Origin of the sequence: Neobacillus bataviensis LMG 21833 (genome assembly GCF_000307875.1) — a bacterium.
In the GTDB taxonomy this organism is placed as follows: domain Bacteria; phylum Bacillota; class Bacilli; order Bacillales; family Cytobacillaceae; genus Neobacillus; species Neobacillus bataviensis.
In genome coordinates this window covers 86,791-111,808 of the sequence record NZ_AJLS01000036.1, presented here as the reverse complement: position 1 = coordinate 111,808, position 25,018 = coordinate 86,791, and the positions used below count along the sequence as shown (strand labels likewise).

At 37.4% G+C, this 25,018-nt stretch carries 21 protein-coding genes and 1 pseudogene; 11 read left to right on the top strand and 11 right to left on the bottom strand.

Annotation, left to right across the window (positions count from 1 at the left end; genetic code table 11):
- The first annotated feature begins 16 nt into the window (after positions 1-16).
- Both BABA_RS04535 and BABA_RS04530 read left to right on the top strand, forming a co-directional pair.
- Positions 17-1,237, top strand: a complete 1,221-nt coding sequence (locus tag BABA_RS04535; RefSeq protein ID WP_007083955.1) for an ATP-grasp domain-containing protein — start codon at positions 17-19, stop codon at positions 1,235-1,237.
- 540 nt (positions 1,238-1,777) lie between these two features.
- Positions 1,778-2,212 carry a BclA C-terminal domain-containing protein gene (locus tag BABA_RS04530; protein ID WP_007083954.1) on the top strand — a complete coding sequence of 145 codons (435 nt, stop codon included), beginning with the start codon at positions 1,778-1,780 and terminating at the stop codon, positions 2,210-2,212.
- Positions 2,213-2,356: 144 nt separating this feature from the next.
- Here BABA_RS04530 and BABA_RS26365 read toward each other — a convergent pair whose 3' ends face one another.
- A complete protein-coding gene (locus tag BABA_RS26365) occupies positions 2,357-4,522 on the bottom strand; it encodes a YheC/YheD family protein (RefSeq protein WP_007083953.1) in 2,166 nt (721 codons plus the stop codon).
- Between the two features lie 269 nt (positions 4,523-4,791).
- Here BABA_RS26365 and BABA_RS04520 point away from each other — a divergent pair, with 269 nt between their 5' ends.
- Positions 4,792-5,721: a C40 family peptidase gene (locus BABA_RS04520; protein ID WP_007083952.1), complete on the top strand. Its 930-nt coding sequence runs from the start codon at positions 4,792-4,794 to the stop codon at positions 5,719-5,721.
- Between the two features lie 72 nt (positions 5,722-5,793).
- On the opposite strand, the gene BABA_RS27660 is transcribed toward BABA_RS04520, so the two are convergent.
- A complete protein-coding gene (locus BABA_RS27660; RefSeq protein WP_162829832.1) occupies positions 5,794-5,967 on the bottom strand; it encodes a hypothetical protein in 174 nt (57 codons plus the stop codon).
- 248 nt (positions 5,968-6,215) lie between these two features.
- Here BABA_RS27660 and BABA_RS26360 point away from each other — a divergent pair, with 248 nt between their 5' ends.
- Positions 6,216-6,422 carry a methionine aminopeptidase gene (locus BABA_RS26360; RefSeq protein WP_083865276.1) on the top strand — a complete coding sequence of 69 codons (207 nt, stop codon included), beginning with the start codon at positions 6,216-6,218 and terminating at the stop codon, positions 6,420-6,422.
- Positions 6,423-6,641: 219 nt separating this feature from the next.
- On the opposite strand, the gene BABA_RS04515 is transcribed toward BABA_RS26360, so the two are convergent.
- Positions 6,642-7,658: a VanW family protein gene (locus BABA_RS04515; protein WP_007083951.1), complete on the bottom strand. Its 1,017-nt coding sequence runs from the start codon at positions 7,656-7,658 to the stop codon at positions 6,642-6,644.
- A 294-nt stretch (positions 7,659-7,952) separates the two neighbouring features.
- Here BABA_RS04515 and BABA_RS04510 point away from each other — a divergent pair, with 294 nt between their 5' ends.
- Positions 7,953-8,294: a hypothetical protein gene (locus tag BABA_RS04510; protein WP_007083950.1), complete on the top strand. Its 342-nt coding sequence runs from the start codon at positions 7,953-7,955 to the stop codon at positions 8,292-8,294.
- Positions 8,295-8,346: 52 nt separating this feature from the next.
- Here the strand turns inward: BABA_RS04510 and aspA are convergent, their stop codons facing one another.
- Positions 8,347-9,765, bottom strand: a complete 1,419-nt coding sequence (aspA, locus tag BABA_RS04505) for an aspartate ammonia-lyase (protein ID WP_040345263.1) — start codon at positions 9,763-9,765, stop codon at positions 8,347-8,349.
- Positions 9,766-10,183: 418 nt separating this feature from the next.
- Between aspA and BABA_RS04500 the strand changes: the two are divergent.
- Positions 10,184-12,601: pseudogene (locus BABA_RS04500) on the top strand (cytochrome P450); the annotation flags it as partial.
- A gap of 66 nt (positions 12,602-12,667) precedes the next feature.
- Here the strand turns inward: BABA_RS04500 and BABA_RS04495 are convergent.
- On the bottom strand, positions 12,668-13,099 hold the full coding sequence (locus BABA_RS04495; RefSeq protein WP_007083947.1) for a MarR family winged helix-turn-helix transcriptional regulator: 432 nt from the start codon (positions 13,097-13,099) through the stop codon (positions 12,668-12,670).
- Between the two features lie 181 nt (positions 13,100-13,280).
- Here BABA_RS04495 and BABA_RS04490 point away from each other — a divergent pair, with 181 nt between their 5' ends.
- A complete protein-coding gene (locus tag BABA_RS04490) occupies positions 13,281-14,516 on the top strand; it encodes an MFS transporter (protein ID WP_007083946.1) in 1,236 nt (411 codons plus the stop codon).
- Between the two features lie 48 nt (positions 14,517-14,564).
- On the opposite strand, the gene BABA_RS04485 is transcribed toward BABA_RS04490, so the two are convergent.
- The 6 genes from BABA_RS04485 to ltaS form a co-directional block, all read right to left on the bottom strand.
- A complete protein-coding gene (locus BABA_RS04485) occupies positions 14,565-15,449 on the bottom strand; it encodes a YitT family protein (RefSeq protein ID WP_007083945.1) in 885 nt (294 codons plus the stop codon).
- Between the two features lie 176 nt (positions 15,450-15,625).
- The gene (gene htpG, locus BABA_RS04480) at positions 15,626-17,503 is read right to left on the bottom strand and encodes a molecular chaperone HtpG (RefSeq protein ID WP_007083944.1); all 1,878 of its coding nucleotides are present in this window, start codon (positions 17,501-17,503) and stop codon (positions 15,626-15,628) included.
- 139 nt (positions 17,504-17,642) lie between these two features.
- Complete coding sequence (locus tag BABA_RS04475) at positions 17,643-19,049, bottom strand: YhgE/Pip family protein (RefSeq protein ID WP_051186001.1); 1,407 nt, start codon at positions 19,047-19,049, stop codon at positions 17,643-17,645.
- A gap of 105 nt (positions 19,050-19,154) precedes the next feature.
- Positions 19,155-19,676, bottom strand: coding sequence for a YhgE/Pip family protein (locus BABA_RS28400; protein WP_051186000.1), 522 nt, complete (start codon positions 19,674-19,676; stop codon positions 19,155-19,157).
- Between the two features lie 150 nt (positions 19,677-19,826).
- Positions 19,827-19,943, bottom strand: a complete 117-nt coding sequence (locus BABA_RS26355) for a YjcZ family sporulation protein (RefSeq protein ID WP_040345189.1) — start codon at positions 19,941-19,943, stop codon at positions 19,827-19,829.
- Between the two features lie 100 nt (positions 19,944-20,043).
- Positions 20,044-21,999 carry a lipoteichoic acid synthase gene (gene ltaS, locus BABA_RS04465; protein WP_007083943.1) on the bottom strand — a complete coding sequence of 652 codons (1,956 nt, stop codon included), beginning with the start codon at positions 21,997-21,999 and terminating at the stop codon, positions 20,044-20,046.
- Positions 22,000-22,241: 242 nt separating this feature from the next.
- On the opposite strand from ltaS, the gene BABA_RS04460 reads away from it, so the two are divergent.
- From BABA_RS04460 to BABA_RS04445, 4 genes are all read left to right on the top strand, one after another.
- A complete protein-coding gene (locus BABA_RS04460; RefSeq protein WP_007083942.1) occupies positions 22,242-22,802 on the top strand; it encodes a tyrosine-type recombinase/integrase in 561 nt (186 codons plus the stop codon).
- A 44-nt stretch (positions 22,803-22,846) separates the two neighbouring features.
- A complete protein-coding gene (locus tag BABA_RS04455; RefSeq protein ID WP_007083941.1) occupies positions 22,847-23,347 on the top strand; it encodes a cation:proton antiporter regulatory subunit in 501 nt (166 codons plus the stop codon).
- Positions 23,348-23,353: 6 nt separating this feature from the next.
- The gene (locus BABA_RS04450; RefSeq protein WP_007083940.1) at positions 23,354-24,619 is read left to right on the top strand and encodes a cation:proton antiporter; all 1,266 of its coding nucleotides are present in this window, start codon (positions 23,354-23,356) and stop codon (positions 24,617-24,619) included.
- Positions 24,620-24,712: 93 nt separating this feature from the next.
- Positions 24,713-25,018: a hypothetical protein gene (locus tag BABA_RS04445; protein WP_007083939.1), complete on the top strand. Its 306-nt coding sequence runs from the start codon at positions 24,713-24,715 to the stop codon at positions 25,016-25,018.

Below are 25,018 nucleotides of genomic sequence, written 5' to 3'. Positions count from 1 at the left end.
TAGGGAGTGGAACTGTTTGAAAACGATTATCTTTATAGGTACAAATAAATCTGGCTCAAGTAGAGAAGCAGTTAAAGCAGCGGAACGGCTTGGTTACTTTACGGTTGTTTTCACAAATAATTTAAAGCAAATGCAACAAAGGGAAGACTATATGGATGTTCATGAAATGATTTTTGTTGATACGAATAATCTTTCTATGATGAAAGAAGAAATTAAAAAGTTACGGTTTAAGGGTAAGGAAATAAAGACCATTGTCAGTTTTATTGATTCAAATGTTTATAGTGCGTCCATTCTTTGTGAAGAATTTTGTCAAAGTTATACATCTTCCAATGCCATTAAAATAATGGAAGATAAAGAGGAAACCAGGGTTTCTCTAAAGGATCAGCCTTATACTCCAAAATTTTTCAGTATTAAACCAAATGAGCCAATTTCCTCCGAAACGATAGGCTCAGAGCTTACGTTTCCAGTCATCGTAAAATCTCCGAAATCGACCGGTTCTAAAGACGTTCTATTCGTGGAAACAAAAGAACAATTAGAAAAACAGATAGTAAGATTGCAAGAAAAGAATCCAGATGAAACCATTATTATTGAAGAATATATTGATGGAAACCAATATTTAGTCGAGGCACTCATATATAACAAGAAGATAATGATTGCTGGAATTATCGAACAAGAAATTACACAGGGTAAACGATTTATTATTACAGGTTATGGTGTGCTTGCGAATGTTCCCAATCAGATAAAAGTAGGAATTGAACAGGTCCTGCAATCTATCATCTCACAATTCGGAATTGAGAATGGTGCCCTTCATCTTGAAATACGTTTGAAAAAAGATGGCTGGAAACTCATTGAAATCAACCCGAGAATTTCAGGTGGTGCAATGAATGAAATGATTTTAGCTGCATTTGGGTTTAGTTTAGTGGAAGAAACCCTTAAATTATATTTAGGAGAAAGTCCGTCGTTAATGCCAAGGTTTACGAATTACGTATTTACGCAGCACCTCATCGTTTCGAAAAAGGGTATATTAGAAAAAATTACTGGAAAAAAGAAGGCACTAAGCTCCCCGGGTGTAGTTAAAGTTTATGTAAAGCCTAGAAAGGGAACTAAGTTAACCCCGCCATTATCAATGGGTCATAGATATGCCTATGTGATTGCAAAAGGGGCAAGTATGGAGGAAGCTAAAAATCTTGCAAAAAATGCTGCAAGCGAGATTAAGTTCCATCTAGTGGAAGAATAAAACGGAATTACGATTATCCCAAGTCAAAAAAGGGACTTCGGTAATGTGTAACGGGTTCTCTGCTGGGAGACAAAAGTTAAAAATAGCATCAGAAATCACATCAATTTCATCAATTTCATCAATTAAATAAACAAATAAAAGCCACGTTTTTTATATAAAAATTGTGGCTTTTTAACATTATTAGTTAACGTTTTGTTCACTATCTTTTATCCTCGAAGAAATCATAGATTTTGAATGCAATATCAAAAATAATTAATACAACTGTCAAGCAGGACATATAGAAGTTCACTACAGGTTAATGCCCTCCTGATCCCGGTCAATAATATAAATACTGAGAATCCCTCTCCCGCAAAAATTCATGAGGTTGTAACATTTTCATTCCAATATCGGAAGTTTGAAATTCTTACCAATGAACAGTAACTAATGAAAATCAGTTCTTTTGAAACTTAATAATTTTTTCATCAATTTAATTAATTAGTACAAGCCAAAATGCCAATTCATTAATATTCTTTATTATTAAAGAAAAAAGGAGGTGAAATAATGGGTATTATTATTCCTTGTGACTGTTTATCCGAATTAGCCTATATTTACAACTTAGCTGCTCAAACTGTTGCGATAGAGGCGGATGTTAATTTTGATACAAATGGCTTTCTCACAGCTGGAATTACGCATGCTCCCGGTTCCCCTTCGATTCTAATTACTGATGCTGGTATTTATGAGGTTACTTTCTCTGTGTCAGGTACAGAACCGAATCAATTTGCGTTATTTTTAAATGGAAACCTGGTTCCGGGAACCATATATGCTTCAGGTGCAGGAACTCAGCAAAACAACGGACAAGCTATATTCACGATAGGAGCCGGTGATGTTCTTACTCTTCGAAATCATTCTTCTGCTGCAGCAGTAGGACTTGCAACTCCGATAGGAGGCACTCAAGCAAACGTAAACGCTTCTATTGTCATCAAAAAATTAGATTAGTACCAAATAAATATAGAACAATCACAAAATCAAAGTGAAGTGGTAAATAACCTTAGCTGCGTAAGCAGCAAAAATAACAGAAGAAAGGCACTGTACAATAGAAATTGTACAGTGCCTTTCTTCTGTTGTTTACTGTAAGAGAAATTAACTAAACGTTTGATCTAAGAACTTCACGATATCAAACATATTCGTCTTACTGGCTCCTTTGACTAAAATGGTGTCATCTTTCTTAATAATCTTTACTAACAACGCATTTAATTCATCCTTGTTAGTGAAATGGTAAACATTTTTAGCAGGGAAACCTTTTGCTTTTGCCTGTGCTCCCATTTCTTCTGTCCGAAATCCGTATGTGATTAAAACATCAATTTCTTTATCAAATACATATTCCCCAACTTTACGATATTCTTCCTCTCTTAAGCCACCTAATTCCCTCATTTGTCCAATAATCGCTATTTTTCGATGTTTTCCAATATTGGAAAGTACATCAATTGCAGCTCTTACCCCTTGAGGGTGGGAGTGAACGGTATCATCTATCAGTGTAATATTGTCACGACAGTTATATATAGTTAGTCTTCTAGGTGGTTTTCTAAAGAGCAGCCCCAATTTAATTTCCATTGGCGTGAAACCTAAATAATCCGCAACAGCAATGGCATTTAAGGCATTGTATACATGATGCTCCCCTAAAATAGGAATGAAAAGTGATATTTCCTGCCCTTGAAGCTTCATCTTGAAATTCATTCCAGTATCATTATATTTAACATCATAGGCTCTATAGTCAGCGGATGAATTGACACCAATTGTGATAATCTTCCCTTTGAAATTTTGGGTTTCTAAAAAGGTTGAATTAGGATCATCCTTGTTTAGAAATAGAACACCATTTTGATCCATCCCGTGAATTAATTCAGATTTAGCATGGGCGACTTTTGTAATATCACCATCAAAGTTTCCCACATGTGCAAGGCCAATATTTGTTACAATACTGATATTAGGCTGAATGATGCTGCAATGTTCAGTAATGACACCGGGATAGGCCATCCCATACTCTAACACAATTGCTTCATGGGCTGGATTGATTTCAGCAGCATGTTTTTTCGTATGTTCTGTTGTATTCCAATAATCCTTTGATTCAAATATATTCCATTTCTTTGCTAAAATCGATGCAACGAAGGCTTTAGTCGTTGTCTTTCCGGCACTCCCTGTTATGGCGATAATGGGGATTTCCTTTTTTTCCTCCATTTTTTTCTGCTTTAATGCTTTTATAGTTTTTGTAATTGTATTTTGGTTCTTTGCTAGAAACATGGCATATTTAATCGTGTTAATCACTACATCTAACTCCAAATAAAAGGCAGGTGGACAACCTGGCCGCCAATTTACCTCATATATCCATATTTTAGAGTTCTCATCTAATCCAACATCCACGCCAATTTCATCAATGACTTCCCCATAGTGGATCATTTGAAGCTCATCCAAATGATTGGCTAATGATAAGGAAAAATGCTCGAGTGTTCGTTTAATATTAAACGCCTCTTCTTTAAACTCTTGTTGTAAAAAGGGTTCTAAATAATTGGTGAAGCCACCATTGTTAATGTTGGCAATAATGGATCCCATTGGAGCAACTCGCGGATAGATGGTGGTAATCACCCATTTTCCTTCACCATCTTTTTGAACATGCAGTCTGAAGTCGAATACTTGGCCGGATTTAGTGGTCGATTGGATATAAGGTTGAACAATATAGGTTCCTGTTGAAAGTTTTGACCCTATAAGATCATTTAGTTGTTGTTTAGAGTAGAAAATACTATCGGAGTCCTTCTTAACTAAAAAGCCATTTTCACTTACGGAAATGAAAAAGATCCCTTTACCTTTTCTGCCATCGATCGGTTTAAATACCACCTTTTCAAATGCTGTTACAAATTTGAAGAAATGCTCTGTATTTATTACAATTTCTGTCGGAATTAAATAGTTTGCGAATTCTTTAGCCTCTTTTAATCGCTCGTTTATGTTCCACTTATTACCAATCGAATGAGTAGTAAAGGGGATCTTTTCTTTTAACCTTTGAATAATTTCCTTTGAATTGGCAAGTTTTTCAGGACTCCCTGCATTGTAGATGACATCTGGGAAAGGCATAATTCTCTCCATCCATTTGCCGTTTTCATACACTTGACCTCTTATGGTATTGTTAACAAAATTCACTGATCCAGGAGAAAAGTAGAAAAACTTTGCTCCTTCTGCTTTAGCAACCGCCGCATAGGCATAAGACTTTATGACAGTTTTGGGGTCTTTACGATGATGTAACATTCCTATCAATGTCATTGTATAAGCTCCTTTATCCAATCTTTAAAACCTTTTACATTACATTCAATTACTAAACCATTTGAAACGGACAGAAGTTTAGTATATTGATATTTGTTTGTATAATTAACTTATGGAATAACCAATGAATTGACACTTTAGAGGAATCTATTTCAATCCAGAAAACTGTCCACTTTGAAAAAGCATTTCGCCTATTTCTGACTTGTATAACAGGCAACTACTTGCTGCACAATAAACGGGTCAATCAAAATTAATAGGAGGATGTTGCTTTGAAAAAGTTCATGATTATTATAGTGGGGATATTCTTGCTAACTGTTGGAACTTTTAGCACCCCATTTAAAAAGGATAAAGTGTCTGCTGCTCCAATTATCGGACCAAACCAAACAGAAGACCAGGTTGCCACTGCGATTATTAAAACTGGGATTAGTTTAATCGGCAAAGCCACCTACAGTCGCACTGAATACAAAACGACCTATCCATATAAATTTTCATGTGCAACTTTTATTGATTATATTTTCAAACAAAATGGAGTCGATTTAGCGACGTATAATGAAGACTATATGTTAAAACTAGGGGTATCCGTCCCAATGGAACAGATCAAAAGAGGTGACTTATTTTTCTTTGATGTGGACAAATCTGATAACAATCCATCTGATCATATTGGAATATATATTGGGAATAACAAGCTTCTTCACATGGCTGATCCTGGGCAAAACATTGTTATTTCGGATATGACAGCGAAACCTTACTATACTGAGAACTTTGTCGGAGCAAGGCGTGTTATCCCCAGCTATATGCCGTCTAATCCCCTTACTACAGAGGATAAGATTGTAAACAGTGCTTATACGTTGATGGGGAATGTGAAGATAAGCAATACTGTTAATAACCCTTCGACAAATACTTTTACAAATAACGGGTTAGTGAACTACATTTACGAGCAAAATGGGATTACACTTGGTGCAAATAGTGTTAGTGAACTTGCAACTAAAGGATCCTACGTATCTAGAACCAATCTAAAAAAGGGTGACCTAATTTTCTTTGCCTCTACTGCCGGTGGAACGACACCAACCATTGCTGCCATATATGCAGGAAATCAGAAGTTTCTTCTTACAAACCCCACGAAAGGAATAGTCTCAAGGGTCTTGTTTGTCCCATGGTATGACACTCATTATGTTACGGGCCGAAGAGTAATTAAATAATGGTCCATAGATGAAAAGAGAAAAAATGGATAGAATGGCCAGAAGTTATTCTGCCTCTCTATCCACTTTAGATTATTTCATTTTCAGATTGTTCTTTTGTCTTTCGATATATTGATCACGCTCACACCCATCAGATAATTCTTCTGAAAATTCCTGCTTTGCCTCATTTCCCACTAATTCACCGGACTTAATTGTCTTCGGCGGCAAATTATTATTTGGTGCAGCTTGCTCATTCCATTTACCCATTAAAAGATCACCCCTTTTTAATAAGTATCTATTGTTATCTTTACGTTTATCCCCCATATTTTTTATCAATATTTCCAAACAATTGCACACAAAATCTCGTTATTTATCATAAAATATTATCACATAATAATATTTTTCCTCAAAAATGCTTTCACCTGTAAACACATTCCCCTTTATAAAAATGAAAGATACAAGCATAAATATTCCATTTTTCCCCCATACTAAGAAAAAAAGATGAGGTGAAGAAAGTGGGACTACTCAACTCATTTAATCAATGGAAAGAGACAAGATACCAAAATCATTTGACAAATATGAAGGATCAAGGCAAATGCCCTGATTGTCAGGGGCGGGGTTATACCGTGTATCCTTATAATGAATTTGCCTACTATAATTCGTTCGAATGTCCGGGATGTCAAGGCAGCGGCCATTATACGGATTGGGAAGAGATGCAATAAGAAAAGCGCAAGCGCCCTGGTCAGCGGCGTATGGCCTGGAGCGCTCCAACTAAGATAAAGGAAACACGGTGAACGTAGTGAACCGATGTTGACTTATTGTAGGGCGGAGAGCGAAGGACACTAGCCGCTAGGGTGCTGGAGCTGGATAATTCTCAAAGTCGAAATTTATACTTTCTTATCTTTTAAGAAAATCCCTTCATTTGAAGGGATTTTTTATAATTAACTCTTTTTGATCAGACTTTGATTGGCTTTGGAGGTTCTAATCTCTACTGTAAGGGAACTTTTATTTACAATTGCTTTTAACAGCACTGGAACTCCTGCTGTATTTTTGAATCTAAAATCCTTACCGCCGTACGAAACAGTTGCATCTCTTCCGGTTGGTACATAGCCTACCGGCAGTGAGTGATGATTCCTTTCAATATAACTAACTGCTAATTTGTCAATAGCATTAAAAAGGGTCGATGATGTCTGGCAGATCCCTCCACCAATCCCATCAACCAATTTACCATCAACTATTTCTTGTGCTGGCTGGTAGCCATGCTCCCGGTCGCTTGGTCCGACGGTTGTATTAAAAGAAAATGAATCTCCCACACCGATTATAATATTATTTATTGCTTCTGCTGATAACGCTATATTTCTGTTTCTTCCTGCCACACCGCTTTTAAAGTAGGTCGTAAATGAAGCGACCACAACCTCTCCAAGTTGCGCTGCCTCCTCAGGCTTATAGCCGCTAGCGGTAACATATAAGGGAATCTCAACATCCCCTCCTTTGGCAGAAGCCTTGAGAATCATCTCAGACAACTCTGATTCATCGAGCATCGTTTGTGGTGTACCTTGAATGACTTGTCCATTTCCATCCAGTTTATCAAGCATCATCCTTTTGTCATAACCCGGTGTATCATTCGTTCCTCGAGCGAGCTCCCTTGTCAATTTTGCTAATTCCGCTTTATATTTTTCGGGATCCTTTCCAAATCCTAATTCCTTGGTATTAAAAGTTTTAATAATGCTTTTAGTGTTTGGGTCAATAATATTGACGATAATGGGCTTTGCTTCTTCCTGTTTTCTTCTCTCTTCTTCCCTTTTCTTTTCTTCCATTTCCTTTTTCTCTTTTTCAATGATTTGTTCATGCTCTGATGTTTTGGCTTTTGCTTCCTTTTCTTTCGTTGATTGTTCCGCACACCCCGTTAACCCGATTACACTACCTGCTAATAAAATGATAATAAATCTAGTAAACATTATCATAATTCCCCAACTTTTCTCATTTTTATTTAATATCCTATTGGACGATTTCAAAGAGAATTTCGTTTCACATCATTCTCCTATTCTATTCCATTTTTATTTCCATTTTCCTGCAAAAAATTAGGATAAAGTTCATCATTGTTTATTTTATCACTTTGCCCCTGTAAAAAAGTCACATATATTTTATTTAATAAATGGAAACATAAAAAATTGTCGGTTTGGACTACGAATAAATTTTAGGAATAAGCAAATAGTATGAAATAGATTTGTTCTATTTAGGGAGGTGCGAAAATGTCTGTTTATGTTTATCAGACGTTTGTCATAAAACAGGAGAAATTTAAGGAGGGAATTGAAAATTTAAAGGAATTAAAAAAATTCCGAAATGATAATTATGATCATAAGTTGGAGATTTTGACACCTATTTCCGGTGAGGATCATACATATGCACTGCTTTCTACCTACGAGGGTTTAGCAGAAATGGAATTACAAAACAAAAAAATGTTTGAAGACGAAGAATATCTAGAACTAATTGGTTCTTTTTTCCTTGATAACATCGTTCAAGGGAGTATGTATACACAAATATACCGTTCCCTTAAAGAAGGAAAGAGCGATAAAAAGAAGGAAAAGAAATAGGAACTTATATATTGAAAAAGGGCAAATATTTGCCCTTTTTCTATTATTAATATTAGTCCCGATCTAAAAGAGCAGCACCAGCAATTCCAGGCTTGGTCATTTCATAAATATTTAAAATAAGATCCAGCTCTTCTTCAGTAAGAACGTCATGCTGAAGACATAGTTCACGAACTGATTTGCCACTGATGATGGCTTCCCTTGCAATTCGTGCCGCAACTTCGTAACCTAAGTGGGGATTGACAGCCGTGATAATGCCGACACTCTTTTCTACATATTCTTTTAGACGAGCTTCATTTGCCTCGATTCCTGCCAAACAGAAATCGGTAAATGATCGGAAACCGTTGTTCATAATACTAATTGATTGCAGCAAGTTAAACACTAAAACAGGTTCCATTACATTTAATTCAAGCTGGCCTGCTTCAGAGGCAAGGCAAATGGTATGATCATTTCCTATTACCTGAAAGGCAATTTGATTAATAAGCTCTGGCATAACAGGATTCACTTTACCAGGCATGATGGACGAACCAGGTTGACGTGCCGGAAGGGAAATTTCCCCTAAACCTGCACGTGGGCCAGATGCCATCATCCGGAGGTCGTTCGCTATTTTTGACATATTCATCATACAAACCTTAAGTGTGGCCGAAACTTCCGTATATGCATCTGTATTTTGTGTTGCATCGACAAGATGTTCAGCATTCACCAATGGCAGCCCGCTTATTTCCGCTAACTGAATGACGACATCTTTAATATATTTCGGGTCTGCATTTAAACCGGTTCCAACCGCTGTTGCCCCCATATTTACCTCATATAAATGGAACCTAGATTGCGAAATACGCTTCATATCACGTTCTAACACCCTTGAGTATGCTTCAAACTCTTGCCCTAGGCGGATTGGAACCGCATCTTGGAGATGAGTACGCCCCATTTTGATAACGTTTTCAAACTGTTTCGCCTTTTCTTTAAAAACCTTATGCATATCATCCATTGTCTTAAGTAATTTCTTAAGTAACGTTAGTGTGGCAATATGAATAGCAGTTGGAAATACATCATTTGTCGATTGTGACATATTTACATGACTATTTGGGCTTAAATGATTGTAGGCACCTTTTTCATGCCCAAGCAATTCAAGAGCACGATTCGCAATCACTTCATTTGCATTCATGTTCATCGATGTTCCTGCCCCGCCTTGGATTGGATCAACAATGAATTGGTCGTGCCACTTTCCTTCTATTATTTCATCGGCTGCCTGGCACATGACATTTCCAAGTCCGCTATACAAGCGAGTTGTATTCATATTGGCAATTGCCGCTGCTTTTTTTACCATTGCGAGAGCTTTAATTAACTCTTCATTAATTCGATAGCCTGTTATAGGGAAATTTTCAACCGCCCTTAATGTTTGAATTCCGTAATACACATCTGACGGGATCTCTTTCTTTCCTAAAAAGTCTTGTTCAATTCTTATTGTGTCCATTAGCTTCGTCTCCCACCCTTTTATTGAAAAACAATGATGCTCATACAAAATAATAGCAGTTATATTCTGCTCTGTCTCCCCTTTCACTATTTTTTCATTACGAAACAGCCAAATTACTCTGTTAAAATAATAATCCTTAATATTTGTTCCTTGAATATTTAAATAAAAATGTAATATGTTTACTCCCCGCGGCAAAACTTGCATTTATTTGCAACCGCCTTCACAGGGTTTCTAGATTAGAATCCTGTTTAATTTTGTTGAATATGAATAAATTGTAGAATTTTGTCTAATCATTTAATCTTCCACTATCTTATATTAATACCATATACATGTTATAATCATTTACAAATATTATTTCAATATTGTAAATTTTAAAAAACTAAAGGATTGGGTTACGAAAGGAAGGAATAATAATTACATGTTGACAACAGCCATTGATACCATACCACAACCAAAAACATATGGCCCCCTCGGCAATCTTCCACAACTAGACCTAGAACAACCATCGCAGTCGATCATGAAACTTGCCTATGAATATGGACCAATTTTTAAGCTTAAATTTCCTACTGGTACAGGAATTTTTATTTCCTCAGCTGAATTAGTGGAAGATGCATCAGATGAATCCCGTTTTGATAAGCTTGTCAACGCCCCCTTACAGAAGGTCCGCTCTTTCTCAGGGGATGGTCTCTTTACAAGCTGGACGAAAGAAGACAATTGGCAAAAAGCTCATAATATTCTTCTGCCCAGCTTTAGCCAAAGTGCCATGAAAGGTTATCATTCGATGATGGTAGACATTGCCCTTCAGCTCATCCAAAAATGGTCACGGTTAAACTCTGACGAAAGTATTGATGTCCCGGAGGATATGACAAGGCTTACGTTAGATACGATTGGATTATGCGGTTTCAATTATCGTTTTAACAGCTTTTACCGGGAAAAACCCCACCGTTTTATTAAATCTATGGGTCGTGCCCTTGATGAGGCAATGAACCAGAGCAATCGCCTCGGAGTTCAAGATAAGCTGATGGTGAAGAAAAGACGCCAGTTTAATCGTGATATACAATACATGTTTTCGCTTGTCGACCGCATCATTGAAGAACGAAAATCAAGTGATGACCATGATGGAGAAGATCTTCTATCCCGGATGCTTGATTGTGCAGATCCAATCACCGGTGAAAAGTTAAGTGACGAAAACATCCGCTACCAAATTATTACCTTTTTGATTGCCGGACATGAAACAACAAGCGGATTACTTTCATTCGCCCTCTATTTTCTTATGAAGCATCCTGAAAAATTAGCAAATGCCTACGAAGAAGTTGACCGTGTCTTAACAGGGCCGATTCCAACTTACCAGCAGGTGCGCCAATTAAAATACGTCCGGATGATCCTAAATGAATCTCTAAGACTTTGGCCAACTGCACCACTCTTCTCCTTGTACGCAAAAGAGGACACCGTATTGGCGGGTAAATATCCACTTAAAAGAAGAGATGTTGTCAATATCCTGCTTCCTAAACTGCATCGTGATACGAATGTATGGGGTGATGATGCAGAAGACTTTAAGCCAGAAAGATTCATGGATCCAAAAAAGGTACCTCACCATGCATATAAACCATTTGGCAATGGCCAGCGCGCCTGTATCGGCCAACAATTTGCCATGCACGAGGCAACGCTTTTACTCGGAATGATTTTAAAACATTTTGAATTGGTAGATCATACAAATTACCAACTTAAGATAAAAGAAACGCTAACGTTTAAACCAGATAAACTAACGATGCAAGTTCGTCCACGTGAGTCCCATTCTTCTGTTCCATTATCGCAGGATGAAAGAAGCGCAGCGGTGGATTTGCACGGAAAACAATCATTACAAATGAATCAAACAGTCGTAAATGCCCATAACACACCACTTCTTGTGTTATATGGATCAAACATGGGTACAGCTAAGGGGATTGCTAGAGACATTGCCATGACAGCAAGGTTCAAGGGTTTCCAATGTGAAGTAGCACCGCTTGATGAATATGCAGCCAAACTTCCAAAGGAAGGAGCTGTTTTCATCATTACGGCATCATATAATGGAAACGCGCCAAAAAATGCCCGTAAATTTATAAAGTGGCTAAAAGAGGGAGATACGGAAGCCCTAAATGGAGTGAAGTACGCCGTTTTTGGCTGTGGGGATACGAATTGGGCAAGCACCTATCAAAGCATTCCTAACTTCATTGATGAAAAGCTGGCTGAAAAGGGGGCTGACCGCCTAGTGCAAAAAGGACAAGGTGATGCAAGCAGTGACTTTGAAAAGCAGTTTGAAGATTGGCATGACCTGTTATGGCCAGTTGTATTGGATGCTTTCCTTTTAGAAAATAATGATCGTACTAATCACACTGGTAATTCGTTAACGGTTCAATTCGTAACTGAAGGTCATGAGAATGCTTCAGTAGCCGAGGCTTCCTATAAGGTTGTCATCTCTAAAGTTCTGGCACAGAATTCATCTGAGTTAGTAGAGCGTGTATTAAAGCACTTTGCTTTAGAGCAAAATGAACAATTAATCATTTGCGGAGACCGTGAAGCAATTACCCATCTCCCGCTGAATTTTCCTGTACGTACATGGGATTTACTAAAGTATAGTGTGGACTTACAGAAAACTGTCACACAATCACAGCTTCATGAACTTGCGGAGTTTACCGTCTGTCCTCCGCATAAAAGGGAATTAGAAATGCTTCTCAAGGATCAGGAATATGAGTTAAACCTTTTCAAGAAAAATATTTCGATGCTTGATTTATTAGAAAAATACCCTGCATGCGAGCTGCCATTTGAGAGGTTTATTGAGCTATTACCATCATTGAAGGGACATTAATTGAAAAGGTGAGATAAAATCTAAAACAGGGATTTTATCTCACCTCTTTTTAATTATCTATCGCAAATAAAAGTGAGCTTGATTAAACCTTTTTAAAAGTTCGCCAAATACTTTCTTTTCCTCTTCTGTCCAATCATTTAATAGTTCAGTAACTCTTTCTATACGAGCCCGTTTATAATCGTTCAATTCCTTTGTTCCCTGTTCCGTTATTTCGAAAGAATATGCCCTTCCATCTAACGGATCAGGTATTTTATATAAATAACCCTTTTGCTCTAAAGCAGAAGCTTGTCTGCTAACCGTGGAAATATCTAATTGAAACTCACCAGCTAATACTTTAACGCCGGCAGCCCCTTTTGTTGCAATGCGGTGGAGCAATAAATAAGCTGACCGGTCAAGATTCCAAAGTTTCTTATTCGTTGTACCTGACGTTACTCGTCTTATAAGAATGGCCAATTCTAGTTCAATCATCTCCAAAGATTGTTTATGCATTCCATTATTACCTCACTGTTAATCTATTTCAAAAACTATAATACCACAATCAGCATTAATTTTATAAAAAGGTCATCCCCCCCGAACAAAACACTGTTGACGTAGTGGAAAACAGTTGTATAATACAATTATATACTTTCATTATACAACTATTTTTAAAAAATAAAAAAGGGGAATGTGTATGTCGTCAAAATCAACTTCAGCAGCGTCGAAGATTACTTCATCTTCAGAAATAAATGGAAGCTTATTAGCACAGCCCAAAGCGATATGGGCCGTATTTTTTGCCTGTATTATTGCCTTTATGGGGATTGGTCTTGTTGACCCGATTTTACCGGCAATTGCCGAAAAATTGCACGCATCCCACAGCGAAGTTACCTTACTTTTTACTAGCTATAATGCCGTAATGGCCGTTGCGATGCTTATTACGGGAATGATTTCATCTAGATTAGGTATTAAATGGACATTGCTTACGGGAATTGTCATTATTGCTGTATTTTCAGCACTTGGAGGGTTATCAAATGGGATTTGGACACTTGTAAGCCTTAGAGGCGGCTGGGGATTAGGTAATGCTTTATTTGTGGCAACAGCATTAGCGGCCATTGTCTCTCTTTCAAATAGCGGTACAGCAAAAGCGATAATTTTGTATGAAGCAGCAATTGGTCTAGGCATATCCGTAGGACCGTTACTTGGAGGCTGGTTAGGTGCCATGTCATGGAGAGGCCCGTTTCTTGGCGTTGCCACTCTGATGGTTGTTGCCTTTATCGGGTTATATTTATTAATGCCTAAAGCTGTACAACAAAAAAGTAAACAATCAAAAACGTCATTATTAGACCCGTTCCGTGCCCTGAAACATCGGTCGCTTCTTATTTTTGGTATCACAGCCGCCCTATACAATATTGGCTTTTTCACCTTGCTTGCCTATGCACCCTTTGTTATGGGGTTAGATGAACACGGGCTCGGCTTTGTATTCCTTGGCTGGGGCATATTACTAGCCATTACTTCTGTTTTCATGGCTCCCAAACTACAGCAACGGTTTGGAACAATTAAATCGATGTGCGCGATGTTAATATTGTTTGCCTTGCTACTTTTCGCCATGGGCATTTGGACGTCAACACAATGGGTGGTCATTGCCGCTGTTATTGCTGCAGGGGCATTACTTGGGAATAATAATACCTTGATTACAACTGCTGTCATGAATGCGGCACCAGTTGAACGCTCTACCGCATCAGCTGCCTACAGCTTTCTCCGCTTTATTGGTGGTGCCATTGCCCCATTTATGGCTGGAAAACTAGCGGAGATTTTTAACCCTTCTGTCCCATTCATAGTTGGAGGCAGTTTTGTCCTAATTTCTGTTCTATTTATTTTAATCAACAATAGGCATGTTAAGCATGTAGATGATGCCGAATTAGGTCATTAAAAATTTCTCTAAAGGATCTGCCTTGTTGCAGATCCTTTTTTTATCGCCCTAATGAATATCCCGTTTCTTAAACCTCCCGCCGCGCACTTCGGAAATGTCCGCTATAGCGAGGAATGCTGATGGATCAATATCTTCGACGATGGTTGTTAATTTAGATTCTTCCAATCTGGAAATGATACTAAAAATCACCTTTTTATTATCACCTGTAAAGGCACCTTGGCCTTTTAAATACGTTACCCCTCTGCCTAAGCGGGCATTAACGGCATTCCCTATTTCTTCAGCATCATCACTAATAATCCAAACCGATTTTGTTTCTTCTAGGCCGGCCACTACAGCATCAATCGCTTTAGAAGCGATAACATAGGCCAACAGCGAATACATGGCACGATCCCAGCTAAAGACAAATCCTGCTGCACCTAAAATAAAAATATTCATAAACATGATAATTTGCCCAACGGAAAAAGGTACTTTTTTGTTGACCACAAGTGCTAGTATTTCAGTTCCGTCTAACGCACCACCATTACGAATAACGAGGCCTACCCCAATACCTACTATCATTCCACCGAAAAGGGTTGCTAAGAGAATATCATCAGTAAATGCAGGGATTGGGTGAAAGAATGAGGTAAAGATAGATAAAACGATAATTCCGTATACAGTGGAAAAAGCAAATGTCTTTCCCATTTGTTTATAACCCATATAAACAAACGGTAGATTTAATAGGAAAAGGAAGATCCCCAATTTCCAACCTGTTATATGTGAAAGCATGATGGAAATCCCAGTAATTCCTCCATCAACAACATGGTTTGGCACTAAAAATATTTCCAGGCCCGTAGCCATTAGAATCGCCCCAATGGTTATAGCGATAACGCGAATAATAACCCTTGTGAGAGGCAGCTTGCGGTGTTGAATGTTTTCTTTTATTACTTCAGTCATTAAAACACTCCTTTTATTTAATCTACTTTTATATTATTTTTCTTTTAAGAAAAGAATTTTATTACGTCGTTACTAGTATTATATCATATTTTCGTTCAAAAGATGAACTTTAGTTCATCTTTTGAACGAAAAAAAAAGATTGCCGGCATAAATGCTGCAATCCTTTTAGTTTTGTATTAAACCATCATTTTGCAAATATCATTGGTAAACTCTACTGGATCCTCGATTGGCAAGCCTTCGATTAACAAGGCTTGGCTGTATAACAAGTTAGTATATAACCTTACCTTTTCTTTATCTTGTTCAAACGCGGATTTTAATGCTTCAAAAACATCGTGGTGGACATTAATTTCTAATACCTTGTCCGCTTTCACGTTCTGATTGTTCGGCATTGCATTTAATATCTTTTCCATTTCAATCGATACAGCCCCGTCGGTTGCTAAACATACAGGATGCGATTTTAACCGTTTCGATACTCTGACATCCTTCACTTTGCCATTAAGGATATCTTTCATATAATCAAAGAGGTCTTTGTTTTCCTTCTCTTCTGACTCAGTTTCATTGTCCACATCTGCGTCAAACCCCAAATCACCGCTTGATACTGATTTGAATTCTTTTTCTTTGTAGGCCATGACCATTCGAATGGCAAACTCGTCAATTTCTTCGGTGAAATATAAAATTTCATAGCCTTTATCTGCGACCATTTCTGTTTGCGGAAGTTTATCGATTCTTTCGGTTGTTTCCCCTGTCGCATAATAAATATATTTTTGCTCTTCCGGCATTCTTGCCACATACTCGTCCAAAGTGACCAATTTCTTCTCTTTAGAAGAATAGAACATCAATAAATCCTGTAATTCTTCTTTATGCATGCCATAGTCACTATATACTCCATATTTTAGCTGTCTGCCAAAGGATTGATAAAACTCTTCATATTTTTCACGTTCATTTTTCAAAATATTGACTAATTCACTTTTGATTTTTTTATTAATATTTTTCGCGATTAGCTTTAATTGGCGATCATGCTGCAGCATCTCTCTAGAGATATTCAAAGAAAGATCCTCCGAATCCACCATTCCCTTTACAAAACTGAAATAATCAGGAAGTAAGTCAGCGCATTTATTCATAATTAAAACACCATTAGAATAAAGCTCCAACCCTTTTTCAAATTCCTGAGAGTAGTAATCAAATGGAATTTTTTCCGGAATATATAAAATGGCATTATATCTTACAGCACCGTCGACACTGATATGAATATGTTTGATTGGCTTATCGAATCCGTAATGTTTTTCCGCATAAAATTGTTCGTAATCCTCTGTTGTCAGATCCTTTTTGTTTTTCCGCCAGATTGGCACCATACTATTAATCGTTTGTTCCTCTTGAACATCCTCGTATTCATCTTCGCTGCCTTCTTTAAGCTTACTCTCAGTGACATCCATTTTAATTGGGTAGCGAATAAAATCAGAATACTTTTTGATGATACCCTTTAAGCGATATTCTTCCAAATACTCGTCATAGCTCTCATCTTCGGTATTATCTTTGATTTTCAAAATGATCTCGGAACCAATTGAATCCTTTTCACATGGGACAATCGTATAGCCTTCTGCCCCTTTAGATTCCCATTTAAATGCTTCATCACTGCCAATTGCTCTACTGATGACTGTGACTTCATCTGCCACCATAAAGGCTGAATAAAAACCGACACCAAATTGGCCGATGATATCGTGACCATCTTTTAACTCATTTTCACTTTTAAATGCTAAGGAGCCGCTCTTAGCAATCGTTCCCAGATTATTTTCAAGATCTTCTTTAGTCATTCCAATACCGGTATCGATGATTTTCAAGATTCTATTTTCTTTATCAGCCGTAACCTTTATAAAGTAACTATCTTTATCAAAAGTTAATGAATCATCTGTTAATGCTTTGTAATAAATCTTGTCAATCGCGTCACTGGCATTTGATAGCAACTCTCTCAAAAATATCTCCCGATGAGTATAGATGGAGTTGATCATCATGTCTAATAATCGTTTTGATTCGGCTTTAAATTGTTTTGTTTCCATTAAGACCTCTCCTTCAGCATATCATTTCGTTATTTATTTTAGCACTCTATGTGCATGAGTGCTAACCATTACTTTAATATCATAAAATATTTTTTTCGTCAAGAAAATAGAAAAAGCATCCGCTCGGATGCCGTTTCATTTATGGAATGATTTTAGTTGACCTTGCCCTTTCTGCCGTTTGTTGAATCCGCTTGCTTAACGGCTTTTTCAAGAGTAGAGCTAAAACAAAGCTAGCAGCAGCAAAGACAAGCAATGATAACACATCCTTTATGACAACTTCCGTTACCATCCCTCCAACCGTTTCACGGAGCATGCTCACCGCATAGGTAAATGGCATAAACGGGTAGATCATTTGAAAAAATGAGGAAGTGGTACTTACCGGAAATGTTGCCCCTGAGCTAGAGATTTGCAGCACCAAAAAGATAATCGCTAAACCTTTTCCAATATTTCCGAACACCGAGCATAGCGTAAAAGTGATAATAACAAACACCATACTAATGAAAATACACAATAATACAAACCATAGTTTGTCTACCACGTAAGTATGAATTAAATACAAATCTCCTAGCGACGCTATCGCTGCTTGAAAGATCCCAATCGTTAGAAATGTTAGAAGTCTTCCTAAATAGAGATGATAGCCCTTGTAAACATTGTCCGGATTTTCAACATCCACCCGAAGGGAAGCAATCAAGAAGGTTGCACCAACCCAAAGCGCCAGCATCGTATAAAACGGTGACATCGCTGAGCCATAGTTTGGAATCGGAAAGATCCGCTTTGTTTCTAAAAGAACGGGGCTTGATAAAAAATTACTTTCCTTTTTCGGATCATGCTTCAAAAATTGGATTAATTCGTTCACATTCACACTGCCTTCGAACTTCCTGATTTTATCCGCAGCATTCCTTATTTGCGATTCAAAGCCTGGTAAATCATTTCGCGCTAAATCAGCCGCTTTGTGAACTGCCTTCTCAAGTTCTGGCAGCTTTGTTTGAATGAGATTAGACGCTTTTTGAATGTCCCCCTCAATTGCGGGCAAGTTTTTGCGGACAAAATCAGCCGCCATATGTATTTTTTGTTCAACAACAGGCATTTCATTTTGAAAGAAGTCCCCTGCTGTATTAATTATTTTTTCCCCTTCAGCCCCTTTTTGTTGAAGTGAAAGGAGAGTTTGATTTACTTGATTATGAATATTCACTAGCTCCTCGTTAAGCTGTGTTAACTCCTTTTGATTTTTTGTAGTATTTGACTGATCAGTATCCGCTTCTTTAGCGCTAGCTATCCCTTGTTGAATATTGGTTTCAATTTCATTCAAATTTGTGATAACGTCCGAGATGATTTCATTGACATGGTGCAAGTCTGCTAGTTTTGTTTGCACCGTTAATACCTTATCTCCCGCTTCCTTTATATGTGGTAAATTTGCTTCCACCGACAAGATACTGTTCCCAGCTTGGTGAATGTCCGGAATTCTTTGTTCCAGCTCGGTTATTTTTTGTCCCTTTTCCCGGATTTCTGGTAGTTTGCCCTCAAGTTCAATCGCCTTTTTCCCCATCTCCTCAATCTCTGGCAGAGCCTTTTCTAGTTCAAAAATTTGTCTTTCTACATTATGAATCGATGGCAGTGCTTTCTCTAATTCAATCCCAGCCTTAAAAAATCCTTAGAAAAGGGCATCCCCTACCGTTTTAACGAAAGCCTGGCTTATTTGAGTTGTGATACTGGATGCACCTGAACTTGTAATTTTCGGAGCAACAGCATTAATTTTTTCATTAACTCCAAATACAATTTTCGGTTTTTGCGGGTTTATTTCCAAGATGCTCGTTAATTTCTTTGAAAAATCCTTGGGGATGATTAAGTAGGCATAATACTTTCCCTTCTCTACCCCTTTAACAGCATCACTTCTGGTTACAAACACCCAGCCGAGTTTATGGTTCTTTTTTAGACTTTTCACGGTATCATTTCCGACATTAATATTTTTACCTTGAATTTCTGCCCCTGCATCCTCATTTGCTACGGCTACTTTTATCCCTGATGTATTACTATAGGGATCCCACATCGACTTAATATTCACCCATGCATAGGCGGATGGAAGCAGCATTAGGGCACCGATTAACAATGCCACAGTAGGAACACTAAAAATATTTTTCCAATCCGTTTTGTAAATACGCCAAATTTTACCCACTTTTTCCCCATCCTTAGCCTTGCATACATTTCCTTTATCTTTTCACCAATTCCACGTGAAAATTCAAAAATGGGCAAGAGAGAAAAATAAATAGGGATTGCCAGCAGCAATCCCAATCCATTATCATTTGAGAAATAACTAATTAGTTACTTAGTAAAACCCACCGCAACCGACAAAGCTCGCACCGATGATAATAAGCAGGATGAATAAAACCACAATTAACGCAAAACCGTTTCCAAAGCCACCTACGCCTACTGCACCACTCATTAAATCCACCTCCCAGCTATTACTGAATTATCTTATGTAGGGGGTGTAATTTTGTGTATAAAAAAATGGGCAGTATTAAATACCACCCACTTAAATAGCATTATTTACTTTTTAAAACACTTTCAGAATCTTTATTATAATTATATGTTGTCCTGTCGACAGGAATAAAGTTTTCAGGAGTGTAGAAACGCAATAAATCTCCATTCACGACTTTATCCGAATAGATCAATTTTTGTTGGACAATTTCCTTGAATTTCTGCGCCTCTTCCATTTTGTCCTCAGCTAATTTCATTCCGGTAGTGGAATCATAATACTTACCATTAACGGTTGTAATGGTTGGACTGACATAGTCACCATTACGGAAGGCAACAAGATCATCATGCTGTTCAGATAAGAGGTCTGTTCCAAATTGAATATAATCTTTTGTATCCGTACCAAGCAAGTGAAGCAGCGTTGGAAGTATGTCGACTTGTCCACCATATTCGTGGTTGACGCCACCCTCCATACCCGGCACCCGAATGAATAATGGTACACGCTGCAGGCCTGCACTTTCATATGGAGTAATTTTCTTTCCGAGCACCTGTTCCATTGCTTTATTATGATTTTCTGAAATTCCGTAGTGATCTCCGTACATGACAATAATCGAATGGTCATAAAGGCCTGATTGCTTTAAATATTCAAAGAATTGCTTCAGGGCTTCGTCCGCATAACGAGCCGTCTGGAAATATCCATCAACAGATTTATCACCCGTTGTAGCCGGTGCAATAGTTGTATCCTCTTGATTAATCGAATACGGATAATGGTTCGATACCGTAATAAACTTCGTATAAAATGGCTGCGGCAAGGATTCCAATAGTGGAATGGATTGCTCATAGAAAGGTTTATCCATCAGCCCATATTCTGCTTGCTCCGCAGTGTTTATTTGATAGTAGTTGGAATCAAAAAATTTGTTAAAGCCAAATGATTTATAAATCTCATTTCGATTCCAGAAGCTTCCCGAATTCCCGTGGAACACCGCTGAAGTATAACCCTGTTGACCCAATATTGCCGGAGCAGCCTGGTACGTATTTAATCCTTTCGTGGTAAAAGCTGAACCTTGCGGCAAGCCAAATAAGGAATTCTCCAGCATAAATTCAGCATCAGATGTTTTTCCTTGCGCTGTTTGATGGAAAAAGTTATCAAAATATAGGGTATTTTCATCGTTTGTCAATGAATTTAAAAACGGTGTGACTTCTTCCCCATTTAACTTGTAATTTATCACGAAATTTTGCAGCGACTCTAGATGTAAATAGATGACATTCATGCCTTTTCCGGCACCGAAATAAGCTGGGTTGGGCTCAGCGTAATTAGATTTTGTATAGTTAATTACCTCTGTCACATCATCACTATTTGCCATGACCCTTTGCGCGGAGGCATGTGTACTTTTTACTGCATCATAAATGGTGTAATTATACATTCCCAAATATTTCACGATATAATTTCGGTCAAAGCCTCTTGTTAATAATTGAGGTCGGTCAATTTCTGCTAATGATAGGTTGGCACAAGAAATAGCCAGCGCTAACGAAAATAAAACAGACACCTTCGCGCGACCCATTTCCTTCCGCTCAATTTTAACAAAACGAAATGCCAATAAGGCAATCAAAACAATGATATCCACGAAGAATAAAAAGTCATAAGGCTTTAAAAGTGAAACAACACTACCGCTGACATCACCAAAATTCTGCGTCTGCGTTAAAGTTGGTAACGTTATAAAATCATTAAAAAAGCGGTAAAATATACTATTCGCAAATAATAGAAAAGACAACAGAAAATCAATCACAATAAGCGAAATATACTTTTTCCGGCCCTTAAAAAAGAATGATATACCTAGAAAAAGTAAGGCCGAACCTAACGGATTGATAAATAAAAGGATCTTCTGTAAGGAATTCTCTATTCCTAAATCAAACTGGGTTAATTGAACGATATATGTTTTGATCCATAAGAAGATTACAGTCAAAAAGAAAAAGCCAATATATTTATTAAAAATACCTTGACCCTTTTGAAATATATTATTCATTTCCGCACCACCTTCTAGCACTCTATTATGAGCTAATAATAGATGCAATTAAATATGAGATTGAAACCAAATACTCTAACATCTATCATAACTGTTAAATATGAACAATCAATGAACAATTAGCGAACATTTCCCAATTAGACAAAATTACAACCATTTTGCTTTTTAGGAAGAAAATTTGAATGTTACATAACTATATGTTAGGATATAATTAAGTAACATGGATTAAGGAGTAATATTAAATGGAATATGTTGAGGCTCTTAGGGACATTAAGCAGATTAATTCAATTAAGAAATATCTAAAAAAGCAATCTGAGCGTGATTATGTCCTGTTTATCTTTGGAATTAACACGGGGTTAAAAATAACAGAAATGCTGGAAATTAAAGTTGGCGATGTGATAGAAAATGAAGGCAGAATGAAGAATTTCTACTTGTTTCCACATAAGGAAATAATGAAGGAAGTTTATCTTAACCATAAAGTTAAACAGGCCATTCTTCATTATGTTCAGCAGCAGCAGTTAATAACGGAAGACTATTTATTTAAATCCTCCAAAACGGATAAACCAATTACCCGCCAGCAAGCCTACCGGATTATTCATCATGCAGCAGAATCGGTTGGCATCGAAGGAAAAATCGGTACCAACTCTATGCGCAAAACCTTTGGTTTCCATGCCTATAAACGAGGGATAGCCATTTCCCTGCTGCAAAAGCATTTCAATCATTCAACCCCTTCCGAAACGCTTAAATATCTTGGAATTTCCAAAGAAGAAAATATTAAAACAGAAATTGATGTGAACCTTTAATAAACTTCTTAATCTATGAAAAATTCAAAGTGGAGGAAACGAGAATGAAAATACGTGAAATCGAACTTCCCGGAATTGGGAAAAAATACGAAATCATCACTAAAAGCGAGGACAAAATCGTGGTGATTATTCACGACGATGGCAGGAGAGATCTTTATTATTTTGATCAAGAAGATTATGAGGAATCCATTGCCAGTACCACCATGGATGACTCTGAAGCAAGACAGATTGCCGCCATCATTGGCGGGATGACATACGCGCCAAAGGCATTGGAAACAATTGAAATGGCTTTTGATGATTTAGTGATTGAATGGTCTAAAGTAGAGGCTGGAGCTAAAGCAGAAAATCAAACGATCGGAAACCTCAATATTCGTCAATCCTATGAAGTTAACATTATCGCAATTATCAAACGACGCAATCATAAAAAAATTCATACCCCTGGACCTGAAACTCTTTTGGAGGTTGGCGATACAGTCATTGTATCCGGACAGCGTAATCAAGTTAAAACCATCGTAAAAGAAATTCTTTCTAGAAGGGATGGGTGATAATATATGACAAATCACTTAGTCTTTGAAGTAGGTACAGCATTGGTTTTAGTCGCTCTCGCAGCTTTATTGGCTGGAAGGTTGAAATTCTCGATAATCCCATTTCTGATTCTTTTAGGAATGGCAGTTGGCCCTCATGCGCCGCATTTTGGATTCATTGATCTTAGATTCATAGAAAGCTCCGAAATTATTGAGTTTTTTGGACGCATCGGTGTTTTGTTTTTATTGTTTTATCTTGGTCTAGAATTCTCTGTAGGTAAATTAATACGTTCCGGGCGTTCAATCGTTGTAGGCGGGACGATTTATGTAGCACTTAATTTTAGCTTGGGATTAATTTATGGGTTTGCGGTAGGCCTTCCTATTATGGAAACGTTAATTATTGCCGGCCTCGTAAGTGTCTCCTCAACCGCCATTGTCGCTAAAGTTTTGGTTGATTTAAAAAGAACCGCGAATTCTGAAACGGAATTAATCTTGGGGATTATCTTATTTGATGATATTTTCCTGGCTCTATTCCTCTCTATTATGTCTGGCCTATTATTAGGCGGTGCCACGACGATTATGGGTACGATTACTTCCGTTCTAATTTCTCTTGGTTATATGATTTTATTTTTTATTATCGCCCGAAAAGGCACTTCCATCCTTAATAAACTATTAAACATCAAGTCTAATGAGATTTTTATCCTCGTTATTTTTGCTTCATTATTTTTTGTTGCCGGTTTTTCAGAAAAACTTCATGTTGCCGAAGCCATCGGTGCCTTATTACTGGGATTAGTCTTTTCAGAAACGGAGCATCGTGCGCGCATTGAACATTTAGTCATCCCGTTTCGAGATTTCTTTGGAGCCCTATTTTTCTTCAGTTTTGGTTTAAGTATTAATCCCTTTAGCTTGGGCGGTGCCGTTTGGTTAGCGTTAGGTGCAGTTATTCTAACAATTATTAGCAACTTTGTAGCGGGAATGATTTCCGGAAGAAAGGCAGGTTTGTCTTATAAAGCCTCTTCTAATATCGGATTAACAATCGTTTCTCGGGGGGAATTTTCGATCATCGTTGCTAATTTGGGACTTGCCGGAGGCTTAATGCCGATATTGAAACCATTTACAGCCGTTTATGTTTTAATCTTAGCGATTATTGGCCCGCTTTTAACAAAAGAATCTAAAAATATTTATAAACTTTTAAATAAGCTGTTTCGTTGGGAAAATAGGAAGATGGTTAAAAAGCAACCTACATCCATCCCTAAAGAACAAACTGAACAGAATAAAAACACGGGAATGTAAATAAGAAAAAAAAAGCTAACGAAGCTGGATTAAAACTTCCAACTTTGTTAGTTTTATTCACTATTGACTCCCTTAGGAAAGGAGGAAACAATTATGAACATCGGAATCGCAATTGTTTTATTAACATATGTCACAATTCTAGTCTTGTCATATGCAATCATCATTTTCATTCAAGAAAATGATGATGATAAAGGCAATATGATTATTAACAAAGCCTATCAATATTATTATTCCATACTTATTTTTAGCATACTTATCGTTCTCGGCCTCATTAAACTCCCGCACATCACTCTGGATTCTCAAACCACTAGTTATTTAATAATTGCCAGTAAGTTTATATCCGTACTTACACTTGGCGGCAGTATTTATGCATTAAGCAAAAAGAAATGTAAAAATTAA

Coding starts and splice junctions, on each gene's coding strand:
- BABA_RS26365 (WP_007083953.1), bottom strand. CDS start 4,522: ATGACATTGATAGGAATGTTACATCATCGTAAAGACCCCAAAACTGTC.
- aspA (WP_040345263.1), bottom strand. CDS start 9,765: ATGGACACAATAAGAATTGAACAAGACTTTTTAGGAAAGAAAGAGATC.
- BABA_RS04485 (WP_007083945.1), bottom strand. CDS start 15,449: ATGACTGAAGTAATAAAAGAAAACATTCAACACCGCAAGCTGCCTCTC.
- BABA_RS04445 (WP_007083939.1), top strand. CDS start 24,713: ATGAACATCGGAATCGCAATTGTTTTATTAACATATGTCACAATTCTA.
- BABA_RS04455 (WP_007083941.1), top strand. CDS start 22,847: ATGAAAATACGTGAAATCGAACTTCCCGGAATTGGGAAAAAATACGAA.
- BABA_RS04530 (WP_007083954.1), top strand. CDS start 1,778: ATGGGTATTATTATTCCTTGTGACTGTTTATCCGAATTAGCCTATATT.
- BABA_RS04475 (WP_051186001.1), bottom strand. CDS start 19,049: ATGGGGAAAAAGGCGATTGAACTTGAGGGCAAACTACCAGAAATCCGG.
- BABA_RS27660 (WP_162829832.1), bottom strand. CDS start 5,967: ATGGGTAAATGGAATGAGCAAGCTGCACCAAATAATAATTTGCCGCCG.
- ltaS (WP_007083943.1), bottom strand. CDS start 21,999: ATGAATAATATATTTCAAAAGGGTCAAGGTATTTTTAATAAATATATT.
- BABA_RS04510 (WP_007083950.1), top strand. CDS start 7,953: ATGTCTGTTTATGTTTATCAGACGTTTGTCATAAAACAGGAGAAATTT.
- BABA_RS04515 (WP_007083951.1), bottom strand. CDS start 7,658: ATGTTTACTAGATTTATTATCATTTTATTAGCAGGTAGTGTAATCGGG.
- BABA_RS04495 (WP_007083947.1), bottom strand. CDS start 13,099: ATGCATAAACAATCTTTGGAGATGATTGAACTAGAATTGGCCATTCTT.
- htpG (WP_007083944.1), bottom strand. CDS start 17,503: ATGGAAACAAAACAATTTAAAGCCGAATCAAAACGATTATTAGACATG.
- BABA_RS04450 (WP_007083940.1), top strand. CDS start 23,354: ATGACAAATCACTTAGTCTTTGAAGTAGGTACAGCATTGGTTTTAGTC.
- BABA_RS26355 (WP_040345189.1), bottom strand. CDS start 19,943: ATGAGTGGTGCAGTAGGCGTAGGTGGCTTTGGAAACGGTTTTGCGTTA.
- BABA_RS04460 (WP_007083942.1), top strand. CDS start 22,242: ATGGAATATGTTGAGGCTCTTAGGGACATTAAGCAGATTAATTCAATT.
- BABA_RS04490 (WP_007083946.1), top strand. CDS start 13,281: ATGTCGTCAAAATCAACTTCAGCAGCGTCGAAGATTACTTCATCTTCA.